This is a genomic window from Thermococcus piezophilus, assembly GCF_001647085.1.
Lineage (GTDB): Archaea > Methanobacteriota_B > Thermococci > Thermococcales > Thermococcaceae > Thermococcus > Thermococcus piezophilus.
Map to the genome: position 1 here is coordinate 1807180 of NZ_CP015520.1, position 23894 is coordinate 1831073.

Here is a 23894-nt window from a genome sequence, read left to right on the forward strand (position 1 = left end):
GAAGGGTAGAGGAGAAGCTCAAAAAGAGGCTCAACGCGATAAGGGTCCTCCTGAAAAACCCGAAGAGGACCGAAATGATAACCCGGGACATAGCAAGGCACTATAAAGAGAGCATGGAGCCGTTTAAAGCAATGGTCGTCGCAGTTGATAGGGAGTCCTCAAAAATCCTGATAGTTACCGATATGCTCCTCACGGGCTTTGACGCCCTAATCCTTCAAATATGTATCTGGACAAGCCGCTCAAGGAGCACAGGCTCCTTCAGGCAATAGCGAGGACCAACAGGCCCTTCATCAAGAATGGTGAGAACGTCAGGCCCTTCGGCCTCGTTATAGATTACGTGGGTATATTCAAGGAGTTGAAGAGAGCGCTAGAAATCTATGATGAAGTTGATATCGAAGGGGCCACCTACAGCGTCGAAGAGATAAAGGAAGAGCTCAGGAAAAAGATTGCCAGGGTTATGGGATACTTTGATGGTCTTGAGCCGAGAAGGGATAAGGAGACGATAATGAACGCAATTGAGATACTGTTCAGAAACAACAAGGGCAAGGAGTTCGGGAGGCTGTCTTCAGAGAAGCTTTACGGTTCATATATGAGATAGTGGACATAGAGGAGATAAAGACTGACTCTCCAATAATTGAACTTGACGAGGAGTTCCTCAAGAAAGTAATGGGGGAGAGGGATAAGCGGAAGGCATTTACTAACCTCCTATTCTCGGTCAGACACTACGTAAACACTCACAAGGAACCTTTAACGGAGGACTTAGTTGAGCAGGTAGAGAAGATAATCGAAGCCTAGAGGCATAAAAAGGAAGAAATCGAAAAGCTCTATGAGGAGCTCCGTGGAATAGCGAAGGAAATAGAAACGCGCTTGCAGGAGCAGAGAAAGCTCGATTTGAACGAGCTCGAATATGCCCTTCTTATGGTGCTCAAGAAGCACATAAAGACCAATACTAACGAGCTTATCAAAGGGGTTAGAAAGCTACTCAAAGAAACTGAGGCGCTTAGGTTCACCCGCTAGACGGAGAAAACCGAGGTCGTCAGTGAGGTCTCGCTCTGAGGGACGTTAAGTATCCCCGCATCGAGATAAGCCCCCTTGGGAGGTTTCTCCCGCTTTCCAAGAGACTCATACTCGACGGTGAGTTCTACGAACTCATCGAGTCAGAGGAGTTTGGGGTTAATCCAAAGTTTCACGTGGTTCTCCTGCCCAACAACGATTTGGGAATGCTAAAAAGATGGCTGAAGAGTCAGCTGGGAGAGGGGCTGGAATTCAAGGTGAGACTCTTCTCATCGGTCTTTGGGGTAAAGTACAGAAAAATCTACATCCGCTTTCAGAAGACGAAGTGGGCAAGCTGCTCTGAGAAAGGAAATCTAAGCTTTAACCTGATGCTTATGGCGCTGCCAGAGGAACTCAGGGACTACATCATAATCCACGAGGTGGCCCACCTCAAGTTCCAAAAACACTCTCGAGCATTTTGGAAGCTCGTGAGGGAGTATTATCCAGATTACATGCGTGCCCGGAGGGGACTGAGGGAGTACTGGCGATGAGTTAGTATGTCCTTTAAACTGACTTGCGAGTGTGGGTTTTATTGAAAAACAGGCTTTTTAGCAGGTTTCCCCATTTTTAGGCGCTCGAAAAGCGCCGAGTACAGTGAAACATTGAAAAACAGCTCATGTAATAGAGAAAATCATTCAAAAGTTGAAATTTATAAGAGACGTACGAGCCTTGATCAAACTCAACGGGACTATCGTCCCGTGCGTTGAAGCTTCGCTTCAACGTCGCGCAGGCGAAGTTTGTTAGAAGGGTTGATTGGCGCCGGGGCAGGGATTTGAACCCTGGCGGGCTCGACGCCCACGGACTCTCCAGGCCCGCGCCTTCCCAGGCTAGGCTACCCCGGCGCGTAAAAAGGAGGAGAATCACGAGATGAGCTCGATCTCGATGGTGACGTCCTCAGGGACGCGAATCCTCATGATCTGCCTCATGGCCCTTTCGTCGGCCTCAATGTCAACGAGCCTCTTGTGAACGCGGAGCTCGAATCTGTCAAAGGTTGCCGTGCCCTCTCCGTCCGGGCTCTTCCTGGTGGTGATCCTGATCCTCTTGGTGGGGAGCGGGATCGGGCCGCTCATCCTAACGCCGGTCCTCTCGGCTATCTGCTTTATCTGGTCGGTGACCTCGTTGAGGGCCTTAATGTTGGTGCTTGCGAGCTTAATCCTTGCCTTCTGCATTTTCGTCCCTCCTATGAGTTCAGGGAAGTAAAGGAAAGATTAGTGAAGGGCTTCACTCGCCCTTCTGAACGGAGATAACCATACCCGCAGCGACGGTCTGGCCCATGTCACGGATGGCGAACCTGCCCATCTGCGGGATCTCCTTGACCGGCTCAATAACCATTGGCTTGGTCGGCCTGAGGATGACGATGGCGGAGTCACCGGTCTTGATGAACTGCGGGTTCTCCTCGACGATGTTACCTGTCCTCGGGTCGAGCTTGGCGAGGATCTGCTCGAACCTGACGGCGACCTGGAGGGTATGGGCGTGGAGGACTGGGGTGTAGCCGACGGTGATGGCGGTCGGGTGGTTGAGGACGATGATCTGGGCCTTAAAGGTGTCCCTTGGCCTGACGACGGTCGGCGGGTTGTTGGTGTGGCCAGCGACATCACCGCGCTTTATGTCGTTCTTACCGACACCCCTAACGTTGAATCCGATGTTGTCACCCGGAAGGGCCTCCTGGAGTGGCTCGTGGTGCATCTCGATGCTCTTGACCTCACCCTGGATCGGCTTGTGGAAGATGGTGCTGGCCGGCTCGAAGATGACGACGTCACCGACGCGGAGGACACCGGTCTCGACACGGCCGACCGGGACGGTACCGACACCCTTAATGGAGTAAACGTCCTGGATCGGGATGCGGAGCGGCTTGTCGGTGGGCTTCGGCGGCTCGGGTATCTGGTCGAGGGCCTCGATGAGGGTTGGACCCTTGTACCAGGGCATCTTGTCGCTCTTCTTGACAACGTTGTCACCCTCCCAAGCGCTGATCGGGATGATCGGGAAGTCCTTGTAGCCGAGCATCATGAGGAGCTTCTTGACCTGCTCGGCGACCTGCTGGAACTTCTTCTCGTCGTAGTTAACCATGTCCATCTTGTTGATGGCGACGATGAGGTGGCCGATACCAAGGGTCCTGGCAAGGAAGGCGTGCTCCTTGGTCTGCGGCATGACACCGTCGGTGGCGGCAACGACGAGAACGGCAGCGTCGGCCTGGCTGGCACCGGTGATCATGTTCTTAACGAAGTCCCTGTGACCCGGAGCGTCGATGATGGTGATGTACCTGTGCGGGGTCTCGAACTTGGTGTGGGCAACGTCGATGGTGATACCCCTCTCCCTCTCCTCCTTGAGCCTGTCCATGACCCAAGCGAACTTGAAGGACTTACCCTTCTCACCCATCTCCTCGAACTTCTTGATGATGTTCTCCGGGATGTTAGCGGTGTCAAAGAGCAGCCTTCCGATGGTGGTGCTCTTTCCGTGGTCGACGTGGCCGATAAAGACTATGTTAACGTGTGGCTTCTCCTTTGCCATTTTCAAACACCTCCTAATTTTGGTCTAGTCCCGTTTGACTAGGATGGCCTTTTAAATCTTTCGAACTTCGGCTCCCTCGGGCGGGAAACCCGCCTTTTTCTCGAGGGAACCTCATGAGTTCCGAGGTGAACTTGAGGGATGAGTTTAAAAACTTAACTAATCGCCGTTGGGCAGAGATTTGTCAATTTTCAGGACAAGCCTTCAAACTCCTTCAAATCCCATACGAGCCAGCCTTCCTCCTTCAGCCTTTCCTTCCCTTCAACACTCTTCACCACTAAACCAAAGCTCTTCTCCCAATTGTTCAATCATACAAGCTCCGCTTTTTCCCTAAATCCCTCAAAATTCCCCTTGCCTCCCGATTGCTTGAGTCCTTCCACTTGACTTCAAAGAAGAGGGCCTTCTTTTCACGCTCATTCAGGGCAACCAAATTAATTTCCTCGTTCTTGTGCCACCACTTCTCAATCTTCGTGAAGCGGAACGGAAGCTTTCCATCTCTGTTCATTTTGAGAAGGAACCGCCTCGTAACTTTCTCAAAAACCCAGCCGAGGTAGTGACTGTAATTTTCCTGGATTTCAGCAACGTCAAAAGTTCCTTCCTCAATCCTTGAGAGGTTTGGGTAAACGTAGCAGAACCAGAAGGCCAAAAAGTTATCGGCAACGTAGTAATGGCCCCTCTTAGAGGAGGGCTTTTCAGTAACCGGAACTTCCCTCACGACCAAATCCATTTCAATAAGGTTGCGCAGGTAGGGGATTATGTTGGAGTGCTTCATTCCAGTGAAGTCCGTTATCTCCTTTGGCGTTGTTTTGCCCAGCGCAATAGCTTCAAGTATGCGCTTGTATGTTTTGATCTCTGTGAACTCATACCTGAGGAGAAAATCAATCTCGTCCCTAAAGAAGCTCACCGGATTAAGGAGTTCCTCCCTCAGCCACTCCCAGAGTGGGATTTCAACTTGAGTGATATAGAATGGGATGCCATCGGTGAGGGCGTAAATCTCAACGAGCTCTTCCAAGCCCGCCCTGGGAAAGAACTCCCTCAAGGTAAAAAAACTCCATCGGTTTTAACTTCATGGAGCCTATTCTCCTGCCGTAGAGTGGGCTTTTGTAGCTCAACACCTTCTCAGTCATCATGCTCACTGAAGAACCAAGGCGTATCAGTTTGGTCTTTGACCCCGAAAGATCAAGGTCAAACGCCCTTTGAAACAGGGAAAGAACCTTAGGATCTTCCTTAATCATGTTGGGAAATTCGTCTATGACCCTCACTTTTCCCTTTAGAGCGTGAAGCAGGCCCTTCCAGTCCTCACGGGCATAACGAACTTCCGGAAAAGCTCTCCCGGCAGTTTTCCGAAAATACTCGAGGTTGTCCCCTTCAACCGCCAGATAGTAAACGTGTGGTATTTCCTTAACTGCCTCAAGAACGAGTCGGTTTTTCCAACACGCCTCCTTCCGTATATCACGATGAGTTCAAACTTCTCACTCATCAACTTCTCATTTATGGCCCTTAGCTCGGCCTCCTGTCCACGAAGCGGTTCATTATGATAATCACTATTATCATATTATTATCTTTAAGAATTTTGGTCAATTGCGAATCACGATCCGAAGTCCAAGCCACTTTTGAAAAACTCAGAAAATGGCACAACAAAGAAACGAGGAATAGAAAAGTTTAGAGGGCAGAAAGCCCTCACTGCTGCGGGCAGACGTCCTGCTCCTTCGGCGGGTTCGGGTCGAGGCCCTTCCTCTGGCGTATCTGCCTGATGATCTGCTGGGCGAGTTCGTTCGGAACCCTCTTGAAGCCGGCATGCTCTGTTGTCCAGAGGGCCTTTCCGCTGGTGGCCCCGCGGATCGCTCCGGCAAATCCAAACATCTCGGCAACTGGGGCCTCGCCGATTATGATCATAACCTCTCCTTCCTGCCTCATGTCTATGAGCTGGCCGCGCCTCTGGTTGAGTTCCCTGCTGACGGCACCCATGTACTCGTAGGGTATGTTGATGATGACCTTCTGGTACGGCTCGTAGAGGACCGGCTGGGCCTTCATCATGGCGCAGTGGATGGCAGTCCTGATGGCCGGGTAGATCTGGGCCGGACCGCGGTGGACGTTGTCCTCGTGAATCTTGGCGTCGTGGAGCCTGACGATGACTTTCATGACCGGCTCCTTAGCGAGCGGTCCCTCATCCATGGCCATGTGGAAACCGTCGACGAGCAGATCCATAACCTCGTTGAGGTACTGGATACCCTTGGTGTTGTCGAAGAACATGTTGCCGTTGTATATGTCGACGATACCCTTGGCGATCTCGTAGTCCATGCCGAGCTCTGCGAGTTTCTTGGCGACCTCCTTCGGGTTCTTGGGCCTTCCCTCTGGGATGACGCCCTCACGGATGGCCTGGTAGATCTCGTCCGGCATAGGCTCGACGGTGATGTAGAACCTGTTGTGCTTGTTCGGGGACTTTCCTTCGACTATCGGGCTGACCTTGGTGACGCTCTCGCGGTAGACGACAATCGGCGGGCTGACTTCGACGTCGAGCTTCCAGTCCTCCTTGAGCTTGACGAGCTTGACCTCGAGGTGGAGCTCACCCATACCACTGAGGAGGTGCTGGCCGGTCTCCTCGTCGATCTTGACGTGCAGAGTTGGGTCCTCCTTGGCGAGCTGCCTGAGCGCCTCGATGAGCTTCGGAAGGTCCTTAACGTTCTTGGCCTCTATAGCCACGGTAACGACTGGCTCGCTGGTGTAGTGGAGCGCCTCGAACGGCTCGATCTGCTCCTGGGCGACGGTCTCACCGGCCATGGCGTCGCGCAGTCCGGTGACGGCGACGATGTTACCGGCCGGAACGGCCTCCATGTTGACCCTCTCAGGACCCATGTAGATACCGACCTGCTGAATCCTAGCCTTCCTCTTGGCGCTGATGAGGTAGACCTCCTGACCGGTCTTCACGGTACCGCTCCAGACACGGCCGGTGGCGACCTCACCCGCGTGCTTGTCGAGGATAATCTTGGTAACGACCATGACAATCTTGCCCTGCGGGTCACACTTGAGCATGGCCTGACCGACATCGCTGTTGACGTCGCCCCTCCAGAGGTGCGGGATCCTGTACTTCTGGGCCTCGAGCGGGTTCGGGAGGTGGCGGACGACCATATCGAGAACCACGACGTGGAGCGGGGCCTTCTGCCTGAGGGTCTTAATGTCGCCGGCGTTGGTGAGCTCGACGATGTCCTTGAATGAAACGCCAGTCTTCTTCATGTAGGGGACGCTGAGGGCCCAGTTGTAGTAGGCGCTACCGAAGGCGACGCTACCGTCCTCGACCTTAACCATCCACTGGCTCTTGAACTCGTCCGGAGCGTACTTCTTGATGAGCCTGTTGACGTCGGTGATAATCTTGGCAAACCTGTTGAGGATCTCGTTCGGACCGAGCTTGAGCTCCTTGATGAGCCTATCGACCTTGTTGATGAAGAGGACCGGCTTAACGTACTCCCTGAGGGCCTGCCTGAGAACGGTCTCGGTCTGGGGCATGACACCCTCGACGGCGTCGACGACTATGATCGCACCGTCTATTGCACGCATGGCCCTGGTAACGTCACCACCGAAGTCAACGTGACCTGGAGTGTCGATGAGGTTAATGAGGTACTCCTTGCCCTCATAGGTGTGGACCATTGAGACGTTTGCAGCGTTGATGGTAATTCCCCTCGCCTGCTCCTGCTCGTCGAAGTCAAGGACGAGCTGCTTTCCAGCGAGCTCCTCGCTAATCATACCTGCTCCGGCGAGCAGGTTGTCGCTCAGCGTTGTCTTACCGTGGTCAATGTGAGCGGCAATACCCATGTTCCTAATCCTCTCGGGCTGGGTCATGAGCTCCTTAATCTTTGCAATCATCTCTTCCCTTCTTCCCATTTACACCACCTTCTAACCTGATGAGCTTGTTCACCACTCACTTAAAAGGTGCGGTTATAAATCTTTCCCAGCGCAAAATCGAGGTCAGGCGAAAACGTTTAAACTACTTAAGGTTTTTGGAAGCAAAAAGAAAATCCAACCACTTCAGCCAAGGAAGTCTATTAAGAATTGCCTGACCTCTTCCCTGACGTCCTCCCTTGCGTAAACCCCCCAGCGCCAGTGCGTATCCTTGAGCTCTACCAGGCTCCTGACGAGAGGGGAAACATTGCTTAACCTCTGGTCTCCCTCAACGAATGCGTTCTTCTCCTCGAACTTTGGCTTCGGTGGGTAGTCAAAAATAGCTAAGTGGCCGAACTCATCTTCAAGGGCCTTTTTAAGCTCCTCGACATTCTTGAGCTCTTTGTTTGTGTAAACTACGCGTTTATAGAGCCTCCTATTATCGATGGCCTTCACAAGCTCTTTGACCTCATCGCGCTCGCTTCCCCTAAGGAGAGCAATTAAATCGACCTCGTCCATGGTGGCGACCTCTTTCTCACGTATTCTCTCAAGCTCGACTGCCTTGATGAGCATCGCCGACGCTATCCTGGAAACATGGTGCTGGTAGACGGTCGGATACATCATGCTCCTCGCGAGGAGCAGCGACTGAGCGGCCATATCCCCCTTTTGCCCGATGATGAGCTTTTCGCCGTCGTAGCGGAGGTTTCTTATAAGCCTGTCGAGGTCGACGAGTCCATATGCAACGCCGGTGTAGTAGGCATCCCTCACGAGGTAGTCCATCCTGTCGGCGTCTATGTCCCCACTCACTATCGGGTGCTTCAGAAACAGCAGGAACTTCCTAATCGAGTAGGCTTCCTCTATTGCCTCCCTAATCTCGCCGTTTTTGAGGAACCATGTGGGGTTCTCCTCGTGCCACGGATAAAGGACCTCCAGCGTATGGGAGAAAGGATACTGCCCGAGGTCATGAAGCAAAGCCGCGTAGGTTACACCCTCCATGAGGAAAAGTTTATATAAATCTGGTGCCGACTAATAGGTGGCAGGGGCTTCCACTTCAGATGGTTCACCTCCGCTTGGAGTTTGTCGACCCTCCTGCCCGGGGGGCTCTTTTGAGCCCCCTTCTTCCTTGCTATACGTGGTTTAAACAGCTTCTCAACATCCTCCTGCACCTCATCAGCCTTTCCGTTCAGGATGAGCCTCACGTTGCCGATGACAATTACCCAGTCGACTATGGGCATCAGCGGCTCCCAGATGTGGCTTATCTTCACGAAGTTCGTCTTTCTCATGCCGTCGATTATCTCAATGACCCTCTCCATGCTGTCGAAGTCTATGTTCGCCAAAGGCTCATCGAGGAATACCAGCTCCGGCTCCCCAATGAAGGCCTGAGCGAGCGATAGGCGCTTCAACATCCCCGAGGAGTAGCAGTTTATCCTTTTATCTATGAAGGGCTTGACCTCAAACAGCTCCACAACCCTCTCCACTTCATCCTCTCCAAAGCCTTTGCTCTCGGCGAAGAGGGTGAGCCACTCCCTGCCCGTTGTGAACTGGGGAAAAGCAGGTGGATCGTAGGCAACGCCAAAGCGTTTCTTGACCCTCCAGTTGTTCCAAGGGTTCTCGCCAAAGACCTTTATCTCCTCTGAGGTTGGCCTGTATACCCCCGTTGCCAGCTTGAGGAAGGTGCTCTTTTCGCCGCCGTTGGAGCCGAGGATGAGGGTTATCCCTTCGGAAATCTCAACCGTTACGCCGTCGAGCGCCCTTATGCTTCCGAAGATTTTCCTAAGTTCTTTCGCCTCTACCAGCGTCATCTGGCCCACCTCCAGACCACGAGAGCGAGGAGAAGAGCGAAGACGGAGCCGCTGATGTAGAGCGCGTCCTGAACTTCTTTAGTCGGGTAATTCTTTATGAACCTGAACGAGCAGGTCAATCCGTCGGTGCCGTTGTTGATTATGAGGTAGTCCCCTTCACGGGGGATGACGAACTGATACTTTGCGTGGCCGTAGACAGCGTGCCTATCTATCTGTTTCCCGTGATGATGTCGTACACCTCAACCATTCCATTGCCGTTGCATGACGCCTCCACCAGTGAGCTGGTGAGCGTATGGGCAGTGACATAGTCCATGCTAGTGACGTTTCCCTGATGCTCCACCAAAGAGAGGAAAACCTGCCCTATAGAACCCACCCTGTCCTCGTAGGAGCTGTAAACCCACAGCGAGCCCGCGGTGAGCATCAGCATTGCCGCGAGGAGAGCCACCCAGAACCTCACACCACATCCCTCCTCCTGATTAGAACCCACGATACGGCGAAGAGGACAGCAGGGACGAGCAGGCCCCAACCAAAGTAGTGTAAGGTGAAGGGAGTGAAGTCTGCACTTCCGCTCCGAGCTATAGCGTCAATGAAGAGCTGGGGCGGTATCTCCGATGTCCCAATGACCCTAGGCGCGTATATGAGGGCGAAGCCCACCATGAAGGCAAGAAATGCGTTGGGGGACGCGAGGGAAACCACTGTGGCTATTGCCATTAAGTACAGCACCAGGAAAGTCAGGATGATTTGGGCATCGGTCATGAAGTTCGACGTTATCTCCGGCAAGTAGCCCGCTATGCTCGCGTATGTGGTCAGCGTCACGTATGCGAAAGGTAGCAGCACTACGAGGAAGCCGTAGATGAGGAACGAGAGCAGTTTGATCCAAAGGAACTCGTCGTTCGAGTAGGGGAGGGAGTAGACGGACTTCGCCACCCCGCTGTCCCGGTCGTAGCGGAAGGTTAGCGCACCAAGGAGCAGAACGAGGAAGCTTATCAGCGTCCAGACATCATCGAGGGGGAGCATGCCCAGTATCGCCGTTGAAACTCCGGATGCTTTTGAAGGCCCGAAGAGTTCAATCTGGGCTCCAGAGGCAAAGCCCATACTTGAACTTACTGTCATCAGAGACTGCTTCATAGCCATTCCTGCCAAGAGTATTCCGAACAGCAGGAGGACGCTCTTAACCAAGTTGTTCATCTTCCAGCGGAAGAGCGTGTAGAGACGTCCCACCTCATTCCCACCTCTAATTTTGTCTTTTCTTTGATTCCCTTATTGTACCTTCCAATCAAGAGTGCCAACAATAGAATTGCAAGCGAGCAATAGAAGACGTAGGAGGTTTTTACCTTCGGTTTTTCGAAGGCCACTACACCGGATTTTTCCCCTTTGAGTCTGAACGATTAAGGACAATGCCTGTGGCGTACGAATCATTGTGCCTGACCTCCACCTGGTATAGAGCATACTCGTCGGTAAAGGATGCCTCCAAGATTCCAACGGCCCATAGATCAGGTCCGCCGTTGGGAGTGAATATAAGCTTTCCATCGGAAGCGTCGAAGGTGTAAATCATGGTCGCCATCTGAACGTTTACAATGGGATACCCCCTGCCAAAGGGCTGGGTAAGGTTAAAGGAGTACTGGCTTGTGACTACTGTTTTTAACGGTGGATAGTACGTAATGTTTTTCCATTTCATTGGTCTCTTATTGTCGATTGCCACAGAGGATATTGTTGTTGGGAAAGGATACTCCGTGAAGGCGTCCCCTTTTTTGAGGGGTTTTAACGGGGTCATCAAAAAGCATTGTGTGGCCATAAACCTTCCCGTTTTTTATTACCTGCAAATCGCTTTCTCTGATGAAGTAAGACCCACTTATCTTAACTTTCCTCAATTTGAAGACGTACCAACTCCAGTCCTTGAAATCAGGGTCGTGGCTTTCCTCAATTTTCTTCGAGAGAAGATCCGACTCATTCCAGAAAACCGGGAGTGATACACCTCTGGGAAGAAACGTCATTACCGTAACGTTATTGAGCGTAATGGCGACACGCGAACGGACATAGCTGCCGTTTTCTTCGAGTTCGAACTTTATCATGACATCATTGTATGTTTTTATCGTGTAAAGAACTCCAGAGTAATTGTAAATCATGATGTGGTTATCCATTCGGGCTTGTCCCCAAGGGAGAGACGATAGTGAATATATGGGTCGTATCTAGAGGCTATATATGTTAGAGAAGTATAACTACCAAACTCAGAAGCACTAGCAAGGGACGACACCATGAGAATCGCAACCAGCAGGAAAAGATTTACCAATCTATGCTTGACCATTTCAGACCCTCCTTGTTCAATTTTCAAAACAATACGACCTGCCGGGCGATTGGTGATACTCTCATTATTATATTTAACTTTTACTTCGAAGTTTAATTATAAATTTCAAAAAATCGGAAACGTCCCTCCAGCCCATTACACTGTACAAACATATAGATAGGTATGTCAAAACTAACAACCCAGTTATACCAGGATTAACGAAATAATTTAACAAAAGGTCGCCAAAAATGACCCTGTATTCACCAACGCGGAGGCGGTAAACATTCTTGTAGCCCTGATCTTTTGAACATCGAGATGGGCAGTGGAAAGAAGGCAAGCTTAGATATCCTGTCCTTAATAAGCCTCTCTTTCTTCCTCAGGTATGTCCATGAGTTCCTTCAGAGCTTTTCTGCTGATGAGAACTCTGTTCTCAAAGCCCATCCTTCACCACGTCCCACTCGACGAACTCATCTTCTCCGCGTTCTTTGATTGCCTCTTCCTCCCACTCCTCAGGCTTAACCTCCTCGATGAGCTGGAGGTTGACATCTATGAGCTCCTTTAGAAAGCGCTCTGTTTCATCTATCCTGTGGAGGATTTCGCTGAGTGTGACGCTCATCTTCATCACCAACTAAAGTTAAAGGGTAAGGACAAAAAAGCTTTTGGCTAACTCCACGTCTCCGCTATGACGTCGTGCTTGTGGATGCTCTCGTTGCTGATGACCCTCACGTGAATCCTGCCCTTAAAGCGCTCCTTGGCCTTGGCGAAGATTTCTCTCGCAACATCCTCCACGAACTTCGGGTTCCTGTACATGCCCTGAACGACGGCGTTCTCGTCCACCGTCTTGAGCAGCGTGTAGGTCGGGTGACTGAAGGAGCTCTCAACGACGTCTATCATGTCCTCAAGTGCTATCTCCTCGTCGAAGGCAGTCCTGACTTCCAGCTCGCCGACCGCGCGCTGGATGTGGGTTTTCCCCATGTTGTTGGCCATCGCGTGCGGACAGGCGGTGTTTCCGATAACCTTAACCCTTAGAATCTTCTCAAAGCTTCCGTCCTCATTCTTGAGGACACCGACTTCAACGTCATAGGGCTCGTAGGTGGTCTTTTTGCTCGCCGGAGTCTCGCGAGGGATTATGAGGTGAGTTCTTATCCAGACCTCAGCCCTCTTGTGTGGGTGCTTGCCTTCGAGCCTATAAATGACTGCCTTCCCAAGCTCTTCGAGCGAGCTGTGGGCTTCCATTACCTCTTCCTCAACGGCCTCGCTCATCGCTTCCGTTATGCTTTCCACGAGCCTGCTCATGTGTATGCCCTTCTTCTCTTCGGGAACGTCGATAGTTATCTCAAAAAGCGGGAGGAAAGTGTACACCCTTCCTTTCCAGTTTATCTTTGCCACCGTTCGGAGATTTGTTATTCCGACACGGTGAAGACGCTCTCTAATCTCGGGAATCTCTTCCTGGGTCTCGAATATCGGCATGAGTATCACCCTGAACTTTTTAGGGGCATCTATGAGGGGGGCTTTTTAAATGTACGCCGTGATGTGCTTCCACATATCTTCCCTCACATAGAGACAGCAGGTGTTCCCTAAGGTTTTTGGCAACCGAATCCCTCAAAACGACACCGTTTCGGGTTATAAACACGTCCGTCCCAACTCTGGAGAGCTCGTATCCAAAGAGCCCGAAGGGCGTACCGTCGAAGAAGCTGAGAATCTCTTCGCCGGGCCCAAACATGTCCGGAATCCAGTGGTTGTACACCCCCTCCAGGCGGGGATAAACGATCGCCGCACTTCCTCCGGCGAGGCGGGAATAGGAGTATATCTGGTAGAGCTCCTCGCTGTTTCGGACGAGCTTTCTCCGCCACTTCCCCCGCATCTTTACAAGGAGACTGCGGTATTTGACCTCAACCACGCATTTCCCGGAATCTGTTACAATTAGTATATCCGGAAGCGGGGGCCCGAAAGTAAAAACAGCCCCCAATTCTGCCTCCACCTTCCGGGAATCTTTAACAAGGTGCGGGAGGAGGTAGTCCCTGTAGACCCTCCCCCACCCAGTTAGGGCCCTCTTTATTGTGTGATACACCAGGTTCTCAAATAGATGAGCCATATCTATAAAAACTCCCTGCTGCGCCGTGCCCCTTTGACTTCCTCTGCTGAACCCTCTGAGGATTATTGTTGCGAGGATGTAGACTGGCCTGAACCTCTCGTTCAGGGGGTTGAAGGACACCCTGCTGAAATCGTTTTGATTGAGCTGTCCAACTCCCCTAAAGTACTCAAGAAGAGAGCCGGCCGCCCTTCTCACCCCGTTCCACTCTGAGTTCTCCGTCACCACTTCAAGTGCGGCCCTCAATACCCTGTTCAGCGGGTTGTCGATTCCAAGGACCGAATGCCTGACGGGGATATCCAGCTGTCCGGGTGCTGTCCTGATCAAACGCGAAAGGAGCACCCTCCCCCGGATGGTCTTGGTGTTCTCTTCGAGTTCATTGTACTCCTGGTACATCCCGTGGAATATTCTCCTCCCCAGCTGGGAGACGTAGAGGTAAAAGAACAGCTCATGGATCAGCTCACCTTCGTCCTGGTAAGCGGAGACAGCAAGCTCTATATCGCGTGGGCTCATACCCAGGCTGCCGCTCAGGTTGAGCAGACTGAGGAAGAACTTCATGGAACGCCTCTGGTCGGAATCGTGCCTGTAGGGTTTCGGAAGAACCTGTATCATGAACGGCTCATCCCCAAGGTAGTATGCGAAGCCCACACTCCCATGGGCCTGGATGTAGTAGTCCCCCTTGCTGACGTCGTATCTCAGGCTCAGGACGTCATTTTCATGGCCGTAAGTCCTGTTGATAAAGTCAAAAAACCTCTGGAGTTCGGAGGGGGATACCTTTATACCCTCAGCCTGGAGACTTTGGAGGTACTTTCTCTGGAACTCGTAAAGGGTTACCGCCCTCATTCCGACCCCCCCAGCCTGCGGAGGGCATCCATGAACTCGTCAAGGTTCATCCGAATTATCCGGCCCCTCTCGTCTATGAACTCAAAGCCTGGATAGAGGGATCGGAGGTGCTCCCAGTTCCCGTAAAAGTACTCTTGGAAAAGAGGCAGCACCTTGTGGTAGAAGACCAGGTAGAGCGCCTGCCTTGGGTCGTCCGCGGAGGGAACATCGAGAAAGTATCCGTGCCCTATGGTGTAGTCTTTGCCCTTTTCCTGCTCGATAATGGAGTTTATTCTCATGATGAGGTGTTCAAGGTCTATCCCATCCACATTTATCCCTCTGAGTTTCTCAGGATCTGGAGACAGTTCCACGAATGCGAACCTCCTTCTGAGTGCGATGTCGAGCATCGCTATGCTTCTGTCCGCCGAGTTCATGGTGGCGACTATGTATAAGTTGGGGGGTAGCGCAAAAAGCTCTCCCGAGTATGGAAGGGTCACTATAGTCTCGTTTGGGGCGCCCAGCCTTTTATCGGGATCGAGGAGGGTTATCAGCTCACCGAGTATTCTGCTTATATTGCCCCTGTTTATTTCATCAATTACCATGTAGAATTCTCTCTGAGGCTTAATGGCAGTCTTCTTTCCTTTTCTCCTTTTTTCCAGGAACTTCTGGACTGCTAGCTTCATATCCTCATACCCTGCGTTGTTTTTGTGTTCTCGGAATTCCTCCGGTAGGGAGTCGTATATTGCTCGCACTGCCAGGCGCTTAAATACTCCGTCGAAGACACGGTACACAACGTTCCCGTCTTTTTCAACAGGTCTAAACCCCTCGACGAAATCCTCATAACTGTAAGACTGGTGGAATGTGACAAACTCCGCGTTTTTGGCGGTTTTAAGCGCCAGGTATGTTTTACCCGTGCCGGGCGGCCCGTAGATGATGACCTGCTTGAACCTCTGAAGCAGGGGCTCCAGAAACGTCCCCCCAGTTTTTTCGGCCGTTTCCCCTTTTTTGTTCCCAACAGGTCCAAGCTCGGAAACCCCCACCCTTGATTCACTTTCCCGGTTCGGAGTTTCAGACACCTCGAGCCGGTAAAGGTAGTCCACGTCCCTGCGGAGAAAGTAATAGAAAGTTCCGCCCGAACTTTTTCCCCCGCTTCTACCTAAGTAAAGAACTCTCCCATCCATTGATATTCCCGCGAACTTTGGATCAACAACCCCAGGGACATACCTCCCCAGAACCGCATCTCCGCGGAAATCTTCCACTTTTATCTTTTTGGTGGTGTTAATGACATCGAAGGGTACGAGCCAGGCCTTCAGGTTTCCACCGTATATACCCGTTATGACAAAAAGTCCTCTGGATGTGAATGATAGGAACACCAGCTCCCCGGGAAGCAGTGCCACTTTCGTTCCGGCGGCGCTCATGAGGTAAATCTCATTTCCCCCCTTGGTGCCGAGAGCTGCAATAAAAGAGCCGTTTTCCAGCCATATGTCCCCCACATGCCTTCCTCCCCGAGGCACAATGCTGGATTTTGAGAGGGTCTCAACGCCATCCCAGAACTCCAGGGAAGAATAGTAAGGAAACATTGGGAGAGGAACCATTCCCAGCTCCAGGCGCGGCTTTTGATTCTCTCTGAAGGTATAGAGCAGGTAAAGTGAGTCCTTGGTATCCTTTACTGAATGGAGATACGCAAAACCATTTGATGGCGTTGGAATCTTGATGACTTCAATCTCCGCAGGTGCAAAGTACTCTACCTTGTAATCACAGAACACCACAAGCCTTCCTAGGGAGGTAAAATTGACGTAAAGGGGCAGTCTGGTAAACGTTACTGAGAGCGCATCAGATTCCGGATTGTCCGACTGGATAGGGTAAATTTTAACCTCCCCAGTATAGCACTTCGTGAAGACTGCGAGTTCTCTTTTCCCTGGAAACATCACCACCTCGTCCGCGCAGGGCACAGGAATGCCCTTTTCCCAACCTTCGAGGAGCCGTCCTCCTGTTTCAAAAGCGTGTATGAACCTTGAGTCGTCATCCAGTCTTACCAGAACTGCCAGATACCTCCCGCTGGGAAACAGCTTCAGGTCTTCAACGACGAAGCCAAAGTCCCCGTACTCGCTGTCCAAAAACCTGTTTATAGAATACATTGAACTTTTCATTGGTACCGGACGAATCATTACAATCACCAATAGGAATGGAGGCTGTAAGGGTATTAAATCTTTTCCCTACCCGTCAGAGTCTCTGACTACCTCAGAAAGTCCATCAGCCTCTCATAGCTCTCCCGCGCCACTTCAACGTCCCCATCGCTAAGCCTCCCGGCGTATTTTGCCTTCTCAAAAATCCGTGTTAGGACGTCGAGGTCATCCAAATCTGGGAAAATCTCCCTGAGCTTCTCCTCGTGCTCCCAGTGGGTCCAGCTTTTGCGGTAGGGATAGCCTTTCATGACAAGGCCAGCGACGACGTTCTTGTACATCTTGATGACCCTCTCGGCCGGCGTCCCTTTGAGGGCCTCGTAGCGCATCTCAGGGTTAAAACGCACCTCGAACTCCACTTTCCTTTTCCTTCTCCACAGAGCTGTGCCGGCTATGAGCAGGAAGATAATGAAGGGAAGAAGATAGAAGACCGCAGGAAGCTCCCTCAGGACGACCTGAACGCCTCCAGAAGTTATGTAGTCCAAGGCGCCTTCGATGGTTTTCACCGCATCGGGGCCCTCAAAGAGCTTCTCCGTCCTCTTATCCAGGAGAAGCTTTATCGCCACGAAAAAGGCAAGTATCGTTATTATCGTCGCCAGGACGTTTCTCTTCTTCCTCTTTCGCTCCTCCCTGTCGAGGCCTTCTGAGAGCATTATTTTAACTACGTAGCCAGCCATCGCGAGGAGCGTCAGGTTCACAAAGAAAAAGAACCACTCGATGTTGAAGACCGTAACACCGCCGTGCACAGCAGTACTCCCGAGAAGGGTGAAGAGCAGAAGGAGGAAGGAAAACAGGGCCCCGTAAAGGGCCTTCATTCTCTCCATTGCCGAGCACCCATCTTCTCGATCAGGTAGTAAACCGTCCTGAGCGGAATTCCCATACGTGAGCTTATCTCCTTGGGGGTTACGCCCTTCCGTATAAGGTCGTAAACCTCACGGATAGTCCGCTCATCGTACTTCCGCGGCCTTCCACGGGGATAGCCCCCGGGAACGAGCTCTATGCCCATCTGCGCGAGGGCGTTTATCGCTTTCTTCGAGACCTTCGGATAGAGGCTCGGCGGGCAGGAAATCTTCCTCACGTTGGGGGCCCTTTCAAGGATCCTCACGAGTATCTCCTTGGTCGGGCGAAGGTTAATGTAGACTTCCGTAACTTCCTCGTTCAGGCTTTCGTTGAGCTTCCTTATGAGCTCGGCGTTGTTCTTGGCCTTTATCTCCACCCTCACACCATCACCCCTGGAGGAGGGCTAAGAACTGCTTCGCCCTGTCGCTCTTTGGCATAAACTTTTCGAACTTCTTGGTGTCTGCAAAGAGCGTCTTGTGAAGGCCGGATATAACGAACTTTTTTATGGCCTCGATGAGCTCGTCCTTTGGGATGTCCAGCAACTCGGCAACTTTCTCTTCGCTGTAGCCGCTCATTCCGTAGAGCAGGACTCCTCCAAGAAGATAGTTGGGGATGTTGGTTATATCCTTCCTCCTGCCAACTAGGGCCCTCTCCATCTCACACTTCCTTGTGATGAGTATGCTACCGTGGCCCGTTTTAAAGCCAGGCTCATCCCTGAAGGGAAGATCGAAGATCGAGTAGTGGCAGTCGATGCAGAGCTTTATGTCCGGATAGAGGCCCAGCACTTCCCTCTCGGTCTCAGAAGTGAGGAAATAGTAGCGGAACAAGTCCAAGCCGAGCAGTTCGGCACCCTTCTTTGGATCGAGGATAGAGTAGGCCAGCGCAAGGTTATCCACTGTGTAGTGGTTGTTTATAATGGCGCCCTTTGTCTTAACGAAGCTCAGCACGCGCCAGCGGAAGCGCTTCCCGTAGCGCTGGCGGAGCTCGCTCTCGATGTCCGCATTGGCCGGAAGGTCTATACGGGCCTTCTTAAGCCTGTTGTTCTCCCAGTATTCCACCTCTATGCGCAGTCCGCGCGTTCTCACTGTCCCCTTCTCGCGGAGCTTGGCCTTTATGAATTTGAAGGTCTCCCTGACCTCGATGCTTTCTCTTGCCAGAAGGCGGAGTACGTCACCGGAATATGCCAAATAAGGAAGCACCTCAATGCGCCCGAGCTGGACAGGCTTTTGGATGGCCTTAACCTTTGGAATATCCTCCCTCTTGAGCTCCCTGATTGAGAGCTCCCTCTTTCCAAGGGTGAAAGTATAGTTGGCCGCTATCAAAGCGAGGGCCATCTTGTGGGAGGTAATAGCCGAGCGGAGCCTCTCAAGGGCTAAAACACGGTTGCGCTTCTTCTTGTATATCCACTGGATGTGAGGATCCTTGCTCTTCTTGTCGAAGCCCCCCACCGAGGGAGCAACCTCGCCGACGCGCCTCGATAAATTCTCCTCAAGCTCCTGGAGGAGAGACAGGTTCTCCTTCAAACGGTAAGAAATGGACGGGACGTCAAAAGTCTCGAATAACCCATCCATGTCTATCCCGATGTCGTCCAGTATCTTGTTCACCTGTGCGACGAGCTCTTCTGTCGTCGTCATGGCAGGAGCTCACCGTTGTTTATCTTTTCAGGGAGGTACTTCTTCGCCACGAACTCGAGGGACTTATTGGCCAGAGCCTGCTGCTCTATCCTAACCCCCATCTTGAGAGCGAGCTGGAGCTGCCTCTGCCACTCCTTGTTCTGGAACCATGGATAGTTCATCTCCTCCATGATTCTCTTGTAGTCGCCCGTCGGACCACCCTTCTTGTTGGGCGGTATTCCCTTGAGCTTCTCGGTGACGTTCTTGAGCCCGTACCTCTCGATGTCGTCCATGGTCATGCCCACGAACTTAGCTTCCGGCGTTGCCAGCTTCTCGCTGAGGTATGCGAGGTTAATGGAGCCCTGCTTTATGGTGGAGTAGATGTACCAACCGTAGGGGTCTCCATCGGTGAAGACTATGATGGGCAGCCCCTCCTCGTAGTGGAGCCTGTGGATGAGCCTCCTGACTCCACGGGAGGCCTGTCCCTGGGTGGCTATTATGAGGGCGTTCTCCTTCTTCGGGAACTTTTCCTCGATGAGACGGTCGGCCATAGCTGCGGTCTCGACGACTAGGGCGTAGTCAACATTGACTTCCACGAACTGGAGGTGCTCCACAGTTCCTGGAACGGCCCAGCCACCCATACCGAGCTTGCTCGTGTTGAACTCGTCCTCCCCGTCGCGTATGACGATGTCACCGTATATGTAGCCGCGCCTGTCCGCTGTGAGGTGCATCTCCTCACGGAGAACGCCGAGCATTCTCTCAAGGTCCTCGATGATCGGGTCGCTCTCGCGCTGGTCCTCGAAGGTGTTCTCCTTCGTTCCCGGAATGGTGTGCTTGTTGGCGTAGTAGGCTTCACGAAGGCTCGCGTGCTTGCCTTCGGCCACGAGCCTCTTGACGTAGGACATTGTGAGGAGCGTCTGCATGAACTTTCTCGCGTGAGCGACGTTGAGGAAGTACCTCCTGGAGAGCTTGTCGCCCATCTTGATGACTTTCCTCTTCTCGTCGAAGTAGACGTTGCCGAGGCCACGCATAGGTATGTCGAAGTAGGGGTTTTTGCCCGACTTTATGTCCTCAAGAACCCTCCTTCCGTACTCTTCGAGCTTGCTGAGAACCTTCTGGGGATCATAGACAAAGTGCTCTCTCGGTTGGCTTCTCTTGACGGCTTTGGATTTAGGCATTCTCGGTCACCTCCGCAGGGACGGCTCTCTCTTCACTCTCGCTCTGGGCGAACTTCATCTCGATGAACCCCAGGAAGTAGTTTTTAATCTCCTCCTCGGGCTCGCCCGTCAGAATGCTTAGTGCCCTCGCTATCTCAGGCACGTACTTCTCAAAGGTCTTCTTCCTCTTCACCTGGTAGAGCCTGCGGTGCTTTCCGCTGAGGTATGTCTGAAGCTTCCTCGCGGCGTCCATTATTGCCAGCCTGATCTCGTTGTAGATTTCCTCCACATTGGCTATGCTCTGCTTGCCCGTTCCAGTGTAGGGCACGTGGACGCTGATGACGTTTATCATGAGAACCACTGGCGCCCTCTCGAGGTCGTCTACTTTGTACCTCTTCCAGTCAATGGAGCGAGCCGCCAAGGTCGTCACACATGAGCCGGCATCAAAGAGGAGCGGAACGCGGTTGGCGTAGCGGAGAAGGTCGAAACCGTTGCTTATCTCTCCGCCGTAAGCCAGGCCTACCTCGACCTGGAAAGGAATACCTCCGCTGTAGACCTTCGGCGGCCTCGTAACGGCGGTGACGAACTCTGGCTTGAGGATTCCCATGAGGCCCTTCTCTATGTTCTCCTCACCTATAGGTCTTAAACCGTGCGTCGGCGGTGCTAGGAACTTCATAAACTTGAAGGCCTCAACGATTTCCTCAGCCTCATGCCAGGTGAGCTTCTCGGGCGGCTTCTCCATTATCTTCTCGACTTCCTTAACGACCTTGCGCCAATTCCTTCCGAAGGACTTGAGGACTTTCTCCACTTCCTCGTTCATGAGCCTCTCGTAGAACTGCTCCTGGACGTTCTTGTCTTCCTCAGTCTTGATGAGCCTGAGCGCCGCTATGTACATGACAAGCTCGTCGACCTTCTTGTCGCTTATCCTGGAGAACTCGCCGATGAGGAAGCGCCTTACTGTGTTCCTCCTAGTCCTCTTCGCCATCCTGTAAACGTCGTCCGTTAGAACACCCCTCGGGTGAGGCTTCATCTCAACCGGCGGCTTTGGAACCTCCTCGCTCGAGCGCGGGAAGACGATGAGCTTTCCATCGGGTTCAATCAGCTCGATGTGGGCGTGGGGGTTCGCTATAGCGGTGAGCTTGAGGTACCAGTAGACACCCTGCTTCGAGCGGACGTATTTAACGTTCTTGACCTCAAGCTCGATCCTCGTCCCGCGCCAGCCCTTAGGATTGGGGTGCTTCTCCTTCTTGACTATCTTGCCCTCGTTCTTGTCGACGTCAATCTTAACCCACGCCTCAACTATCTTGTCGTCTCCGGTGGAGGTGATAACGCGAGTTGCCTTTCCGCTCGTTATCTGGGCAAACATCACTGCACCGCTTATACCAATACCCTGCTGACCGCGGCTCTGTATGTTCCTGTGGGCCTTCGTACCGGCCAGCATCTTACCGAAGACGTGGGTTATGAACTTCTCGGGAATGCCTGGGCCGTTGTCCTCAACTGTGACCTTGTAGTGCTCCCTCCCAAGCTCCTCTATTTCAACACGGACGTAGGGGAGTATTCCAGCTTCCTCACATGCGTCGAGTGAGTTTGTAACGGCCTCGTGGACGACGGTGGTGAGGGAGCGTATCTTTCCGGTATAGCCCAGCATTGCCGCGTTTCGCCTGAAAAACTCGCTGACGCTCTGAATCTTAAACTCCTTGAACAGCTCCTTGGCTTCGGCCATCTTTACTCCTCCTCGAAGTTGTCAACGCCGCCAAGGGCCTCGTAGTAGGAGGAACTCTCCAGCTCGAGGTCTTTCTTCCTCCGCTCGAGGTACTTGTAAACGGTACCATGCGGTGAGCCCTTGGCAAGCTTCTCGATGGCGGTCTTAGCTATCTCAACCTGGAGGGGATTTCCGATTATGGCAACGGTCTTACCGTAGACGCTCACATCGGCACCGCTCATCTCCTCTATGATTTCCCTTGTCCTGCCCTTCCGACCGATTATCCTGCCCCTCACGCGGGGAAGGGCGTTCTTATCGTTTCCGATGATGATGTCGGTGAGGTTGATTACCTCCAGTATTTCACCCTCGTTGAAGAGCCTGAAGGCCCTCTCGGGCGAAAAGCCCCTGCCTATGGCCGTGACGACATCGCGCGCCTTCCACACGGCCAGGGGGTCGTCGGTCTCCTTCGTGGAGGTTATGAAGACCCCACCCGTCTCGCTGTCGATTTCTATCTTTGTCTTCGTTCTCCTCTCTATCTCCCTCTTCGTTTGGCCCTTCTTCCCTATCAGAACGGCGACCCTGTCCTTGGGTATCTTGACGAACTCCTCCTGCTCCCCAAGGGCAGCGTAGGTTACCTCCTCTTCATCGTCCCTGATCGGGTTGCCCTCCTTATCAACGCGCTCGTACTTCTTAAGTAGTCTCTCAAACTCGTTCATAACTCTCACCTGCTCTCAATGAGTTCCCTAAACTTCTCCTCGAAGTCGTCAACTGAGACACCTTTACGGGCGAAGTAGTTGATGACGTTCCTCAAATCTCTCCTGAGGAGCGAGACAGACATCTTGTTTCTCTTTACCGTTGCCTGGGACCAGTCTATTACGACGGGGGGTTCGTGAATTAAGATGTTGTACTCGCTCAAATCCCCATGAACCATGTCTCCGCGCTTCCAGAGACGCTCAATAACGCCCATCGTGAAGGCGTAGAGTTCCTCGAAGTCGACCTTAGTTAACTCCCTCTCGACGTCTTTGAGCCTCGGGGCCGGCAGTTCGTCGCCTATGAACTCCATTACCAAAACGTTGTTGCGGAAGATTATCGGCTCTGGGACCCTAACAGCATATTTAATAGCCCTCTTGAGGTTTTTATATTCCCTCCTCGTCCAGACGAAGACGAGCTTGCGCATGTCCTTTGGCAGATAGCCAACCCTCGGGTCGGCAGCTAAGTACTCCCATATCCTGCGGAACTCGGTAGTGTAGGTGCGGTAGATTTTGACTGCTATCCTGTTGCCCTCGCTGTCTATCCCAGCGAAGACGTTGGCCTCTTTGCCCGTGCTTATCACGCCGTAGAGGCTCTCTATCTTGCCCCTGCGGTGGAGATAGGCAAGGGTCTCCTTGGTCGTCCTGTCGAAGACCTCGTTAGCTATCTTGTAGAGCTCACTGTCCTTCTCGCGCCTCTCTGTTAAACCGAGCACCTCTTCGATTTCACGTTCGATGAACTCCTCGCGCATCGTCATCACTGGTTAAAGTTGCTCAAAAGAGCAGCTCGCTGCCAGTGAGGAACTCCTGGCTTATCTTGCCCTTCCTGAGGAGCCAGTCCACCTGGGTCCTGGTGTAGCGGTAGACAATGTCGCCTCTCTGGTCGCTCTGCACCGGCCACGGCTGGACTATGACGACGTCGCCGACACGCATCCACATCCTTCTCTTGAGCTTGCCTGGAATCCTGCATCTTCTAACCTTTCCGTCAGAGCAGCGGACGTCCATCCATCCCGCTCCGAGGGCCTGCTCTATCACGCCGAAGAGCTGGCCCTCCTTTGGAAGGGGGACACGAATTACCTCGTCTCCCTCCACCTGCCTGTTGTTTTTCTTCTTACCCTTATGGTATACCATGAGCATCACCCCCCTCCCCTAGGATTGAGCCCTTATAAGCTTAAGCCTTGCAAAAATTTTCCAACGGAAGTACAGCACCCCACTT

Annotated in this window: 29 protein-coding genes and 1 tRNA gene; 5 read left to right on the forward strand and 25 right to left on the reverse strand. The window is 52.5% G+C overall.

Features of this window, described 5'->3' with window-relative positions:
- Window positions 1-74: 74 nt before the first annotated feature.
- From A7C91_RS11960 to A7C91_RS09910, 5 genes are all read left to right on the forward strand, one after another.
- Window positions 75-269, forward strand: coding sequence for a P-loop NTPase family protein (locus A7C91_RS11960; protein ID WP_234394373.1), 195 nt, complete (start codon window positions 75-77; stop codon window positions 267-269).
- The gene (locus A7C91_RS11965) at window positions 221-598 is read left to right on the forward strand and encodes a type I restriction enzyme subunit R domain-containing protein (protein WP_234394374.1); all 378 of its coding nucleotides are present in this window, start codon (window positions 221-223) and stop codon (window positions 596-598) included. The genes A7C91_RS11960 and A7C91_RS11965 overlap by 49 nt, the downstream gene beginning before the upstream one ends.
- Window positions 598-795, forward strand: a complete 198-nt coding sequence (locus tag A7C91_RS11970; RefSeq protein ID WP_234394375.1) for a hypothetical protein — start codon at window positions 598-600, stop codon at window positions 793-795. The genes A7C91_RS11965 and A7C91_RS11970 overlap by 1 nt, the downstream gene beginning before the upstream one ends.
- Window positions 796-867: 72 nt before the next feature.
- Window positions 868-1017: a hypothetical protein gene (locus A7C91_RS11975; protein ID WP_234394376.1), complete on the forward strand. Its 150-nt coding sequence runs from the start codon at window positions 868-870 to the stop codon at window positions 1015-1017.
- A gap of 134 nt (window positions 1018-1151) precedes the next feature.
- Window positions 1152-1544 carry a M48 metallopeptidase family protein gene (locus A7C91_RS09910; protein ID WP_267886266.1) on the forward strand — a complete coding sequence of 131 codons (393 nt, stop codon included), beginning with the start codon at window positions 1152-1154 and terminating at the stop codon, window positions 1542-1544.
- 263 nt (window positions 1545-1807) lie between these two features.
- On the opposite strand, the gene A7C91_RS09915 is transcribed toward A7C91_RS09910, so the two are convergent.
- From A7C91_RS09915 to eif1A, 25 genes are all read right to left on the reverse strand, one after another.
- Window positions 1808-1895, reverse strand: a tRNA-Ser gene (locus A7C91_RS09915).
- Window positions 1896-1913: 18 nt separating this feature from the next.
- Window positions 1914-2222: a 30S ribosomal protein S10 gene (rpsJ, locus tag A7C91_RS09920; RefSeq protein ID WP_012571711.1), complete on the reverse strand. Its 309-nt coding sequence runs from the start codon at window positions 2220-2222 to the stop codon at window positions 1914-1916.
- 52 nt (window positions 2223-2274) lie between these two features.
- Window positions 2275-3561, reverse strand: coding sequence for a translation elongation factor EF-1 subunit alpha (tuf, locus tag A7C91_RS09925; protein WP_068667099.1), 1287 nt, complete (start codon window positions 3559-3561; stop codon window positions 2275-2277).
- A 301-nt stretch (window positions 3562-3862) separates the two neighbouring features.
- A complete protein-coding gene (locus A7C91_RS12550; protein ID WP_394326653.1) occupies window positions 3863-4597 on the reverse strand; it encodes an ATP-binding protein in 735 nt (244 codons plus the stop codon).
- Window positions 4554-5009: an AAA family ATPase gene (locus A7C91_RS12555; RefSeq protein WP_394326667.1), complete on the reverse strand. Its 456-nt coding sequence runs from the start codon at window positions 5007-5009 to the stop codon at window positions 4554-4556. Before A7C91_RS12555 ends, A7C91_RS12550 begins: the two co-directional genes overlap by 44 nt.
- 229 nt (window positions 5010-5238) lie before the next feature.
- Window positions 5239-7437: an elongation factor EF-2 gene (locus tag A7C91_RS09935; protein ID WP_068667101.1), complete on the reverse strand. Its 2199-nt coding sequence runs from the start codon at window positions 7435-7437 to the stop codon at window positions 5239-5241.
- A 144-nt stretch (window positions 7438-7581) separates the two neighbouring features.
- On the reverse strand, window positions 7582-8430 hold the full coding sequence (locus A7C91_RS09940; RefSeq protein ID WP_234394377.1) for an HD domain-containing protein: 849 nt from the start codon (window positions 8428-8430) through the stop codon (window positions 7582-7584).
- On the reverse strand, window positions 8418-9236 hold the full coding sequence (locus A7C91_RS09945) for an ATP-binding cassette domain-containing protein (protein WP_199920040.1): 819 nt from the start codon (window positions 9234-9236) through the stop codon (window positions 8418-8420). The genes A7C91_RS09940 and A7C91_RS09945 overlap by 13 nt, the downstream gene beginning before the upstream one ends.
- Window positions 9233-9355: a hypothetical protein gene (locus A7C91_RS12230; protein ID WP_267886230.1), complete on the reverse strand. Its 123-nt coding sequence runs from the start codon at window positions 9353-9355 to the stop codon at window positions 9233-9235. Before A7C91_RS12230 ends, A7C91_RS09945 begins: the two co-directional genes overlap by 4 nt.
- A gap of 89 nt (window positions 9356-9444) precedes the next feature.
- Window positions 9445-9693: a hypothetical protein gene (locus tag A7C91_RS11980; RefSeq protein WP_234394378.1), complete on the reverse strand. Its 249-nt coding sequence runs from the start codon at window positions 9691-9693 to the stop codon at window positions 9445-9447.
- Window positions 9690-10457, reverse strand: a complete 768-nt coding sequence (locus A7C91_RS09955) for a hypothetical protein (RefSeq protein WP_068667103.1) — start codon at window positions 10455-10457, stop codon at window positions 9690-9692. Before A7C91_RS09955 ends, A7C91_RS11980 begins: the two co-directional genes overlap by 4 nt.
- Before the next feature lie 133 nt (window positions 10458-10590).
- Window positions 10591-10800, reverse strand: a complete 210-nt coding sequence (locus tag A7C91_RS11310) for a hypothetical protein (RefSeq protein ID WP_068667105.1) — start codon at window positions 10798-10800, stop codon at window positions 10591-10593.
- A gap of 121 nt (window positions 10801-10921) precedes the next feature.
- Entirely contained in the window at window positions 10922-11308 is a 387-nt protein-coding gene (locus A7C91_RS11315) for a hypothetical protein (RefSeq protein WP_199920041.1), read from the reverse strand.
- 642 nt (window positions 11309-11950) lie between these two features.
- Window positions 11951-12142, reverse strand: a complete 192-nt coding sequence (locus A7C91_RS09975) for a hypothetical protein (RefSeq protein WP_234394504.1) — start codon at window positions 12140-12142, stop codon at window positions 11951-11953.
- Between the two features lie 41 nt (window positions 12143-12183).
- Window positions 12184-12990: a GTP cyclohydrolase IV gene (locus A7C91_RS09980; RefSeq protein ID WP_068667111.1), complete on the reverse strand. Its 807-nt coding sequence runs from the start codon at window positions 12988-12990 to the stop codon at window positions 12184-12186.
- 19 nt (window positions 12991-13009) lie between these two features.
- Window positions 13010-14455, reverse strand: coding sequence for a 5-methylcytosine restriction system specificity protein McrC (locus A7C91_RS09985; RefSeq protein ID WP_068667114.1), 1446 nt, complete (start codon window positions 14453-14455; stop codon window positions 13010-13012).
- Complete coding sequence (locus tag A7C91_RS09990) at window positions 14452-16602, reverse strand: McrB family protein (protein WP_068667116.1); 2151 nt, start codon at window positions 16600-16602, stop codon at window positions 14452-14454. The genes A7C91_RS09985 and A7C91_RS09990 overlap by 4 nt, the downstream gene beginning before the upstream one ends.
- Before the next feature lie 68 nt (window positions 16603-16670).
- Window positions 16671-17441, reverse strand: coding sequence for a DUF4129 domain-containing protein (locus A7C91_RS09995; RefSeq protein WP_082872006.1), 771 nt, complete (start codon window positions 17439-17441; stop codon window positions 16671-16673).
- Window positions 17429-17839 (reverse strand): DUF1699 family protein, encoded by a 411-nt coding sequence (locus A7C91_RS10000; RefSeq protein ID WP_068667118.1) that lies wholly within the window; start codon window positions 17837-17839, stop codon window positions 17429-17431. The genes A7C91_RS09995 and A7C91_RS10000 overlap by 13 nt, the downstream gene beginning before the upstream one ends.
- A 4-nt stretch (window positions 17840-17843) precedes the next feature.
- A complete protein-coding gene (locus A7C91_RS10005; RefSeq protein ID WP_068667120.1) occupies window positions 17844-19091 on the reverse strand; it encodes a DUF530 family protein in 1248 nt (415 codons plus the stop codon).
- Window positions 19088-20248 (reverse strand): DNA topoisomerase IV subunit A, encoded by a 1161-nt coding sequence (locus tag A7C91_RS10010; protein ID WP_068667122.1) that lies wholly within the window; start codon window positions 20246-20248, stop codon window positions 19088-19090. The genes A7C91_RS10005 and A7C91_RS10010 overlap by 4 nt, the downstream gene beginning before the upstream one ends.
- Complete coding sequence (top6B, locus tag A7C91_RS10015; RefSeq protein ID WP_068667124.1) at window positions 20241-21950, reverse strand: DNA topoisomerase VI subunit B; 1710 nt, start codon at window positions 21948-21950, stop codon at window positions 20241-20243. Before top6B ends, A7C91_RS10010 begins: the two co-directional genes overlap by 8 nt.
- 2 nt (window positions 21951-21952) lie before the next feature.
- Complete coding sequence (locus tag A7C91_RS10020; protein ID WP_068667126.1) at window positions 21953-22645, reverse strand: KH domain-containing protein; 693 nt, start codon at window positions 22643-22645, stop codon at window positions 21953-21955.
- Window positions 22646-22650: 5 nt separating this feature from the next.
- Entirely contained in the window at window positions 22651-23430 is a 780-nt protein-coding gene (locus A7C91_RS10025) for a serine protein kinase RIO (RefSeq protein ID WP_068667128.1), read from the reverse strand.
- A 22-nt stretch (window positions 23431-23452) separates the two neighbouring features.
- Entirely contained in the window at window positions 23453-23809 is a 357-nt protein-coding gene (eif1A, locus tag A7C91_RS10030; protein WP_068667130.1) for a translation initiation factor eIF-1A, read from the reverse strand.
- Window positions 23810-23894: the final 85 nt, after the last annotated feature.

Excerpts from the sequence above, each read along its gene's own strand:
- A7C91_RS09995 (WP_082872006.1), bottom strand. The coding sequence starts at position 17,441 with ATGGAGAGAATGAAGGCCCTTTACGGGGCCCTGTTTTCCTTCCTCCTT.
- A7C91_RS09935 (WP_068667101.1), bottom strand. The coding sequence starts at position 7,437 with ATGGGAAGAAGGGAAGAGATGATTGCAAAGATTAAGGAGCTCATGACC.
- A7C91_RS10005 (WP_068667120.1), bottom strand. The coding sequence starts at position 19,091 with ATGACGACGACAGAAGAGCTCGTCGCACAGGTGAACAAGATACTGGAC.
- rpsJ (WP_012571711.1), bottom strand. The coding sequence starts at position 2,222 with ATGCAGAAGGCAAGGATTAAGCTCGCAAGCACCAACATTAAGGCCCTC.
- tuf (WP_068667099.1), bottom strand. The coding sequence starts at position 3,561 with ATGGCAAAGGAGAAGCCACACGTTAACATAGTCTTTATCGGCCACGTC.
- A7C91_RS09945 (WP_199920040.1), bottom strand. The coding sequence starts at position 9,236 with ATGACGCTGGTAGAGGCGAAAGAACTTAGGAAAATCTTCGGAAGCATA.
- A7C91_RS10010 (WP_068667122.1), bottom strand. The coding sequence starts at position 20,248 with ATGCCTAAATCCAAAGCCGTCAAGAGAAGCCAACCGAGAGAGCACTTT.
- A7C91_RS09990 (WP_068667116.1), bottom strand. The coding sequence starts at position 16,602 with ATGATTCGTCCGGTACCAATGAAAAGTTCAATGTATTCTATAAACAGG.
- A7C91_RS10025 (WP_068667128.1), bottom strand. The coding sequence starts at position 23,430 with ATGCGCGAGGAGTTCATCGAACGTGAAATCGAAGAGGTGCTCGGTTTA.
- A7C91_RS09940 (WP_234394377.1), bottom strand. The coding sequence starts at position 8,430 with ATGGAGGGTGTAACCTACGCGGCTTTGCTTCATGACCTCGGGCAGTAT.
- top6B (WP_068667124.1), bottom strand. The coding sequence starts at position 21,950 with ATGGCCGAAGCCAAGGAGCTGTTCAAGGAGTTTAAGATTCAGAGCGTC.
- A7C91_RS11315 (WP_199920041.1), bottom strand. The coding sequence starts at position 11,308 with ATGATAAAGTTCGAACTCGAAGAAAACGGCAGCTATGTCCGTTCGCGT.
- eif1A (WP_068667130.1), bottom strand. The coding sequence starts at position 23,809 with ATGGTATACCATAAGGGTAAGAAGAAAAACAACAGGCAGGTGGAGGGA.
- A7C91_RS10020 (WP_068667126.1), bottom strand. The coding sequence starts at position 22,645 with ATGAACGAGTTTGAGAGACTACTTAAGAAGTACGAGCGCGTTGATAAG.
- A7C91_RS11310 (WP_068667105.1), bottom strand. The coding sequence starts at position 10,800 with ATGGCGACCATGATTTACACCTTCGACGCTTCCGATGGAAAGCTTATA.
- A7C91_RS11965 (WP_234394374.1), top strand. The coding sequence starts at position 221 with ATGTATCTGGACAAGCCGCTCAAGGAGCACAGGCTCCTTCAGGCAATA.
- A7C91_RS09975 (WP_234394504.1), bottom strand. The coding sequence starts at position 12,142 with ATGAAGATGAGCGTCACACTCAGCGAAATCCTCCACAGGATAGATGAA.
- A7C91_RS09985 (WP_068667114.1), bottom strand. The coding sequence starts at position 14,455 with ATGAGGGCGGTAACCCTTTACGAGTTCCAGAGAAAGTACCTCCAAAGT.
- A7C91_RS09980 (WP_068667111.1), bottom strand. The coding sequence starts at position 12,990 with ATGCCGATATTCGAGACCCAGGAAGAGATTCCCGAGATTAGAGAGCGT.
- A7C91_RS11960 (WP_234394373.1), top strand. The coding sequence starts at position 75 with ATGATAACCCGGGACATAGCAAGGCACTATAAAGAGAGCATGGAGCCG.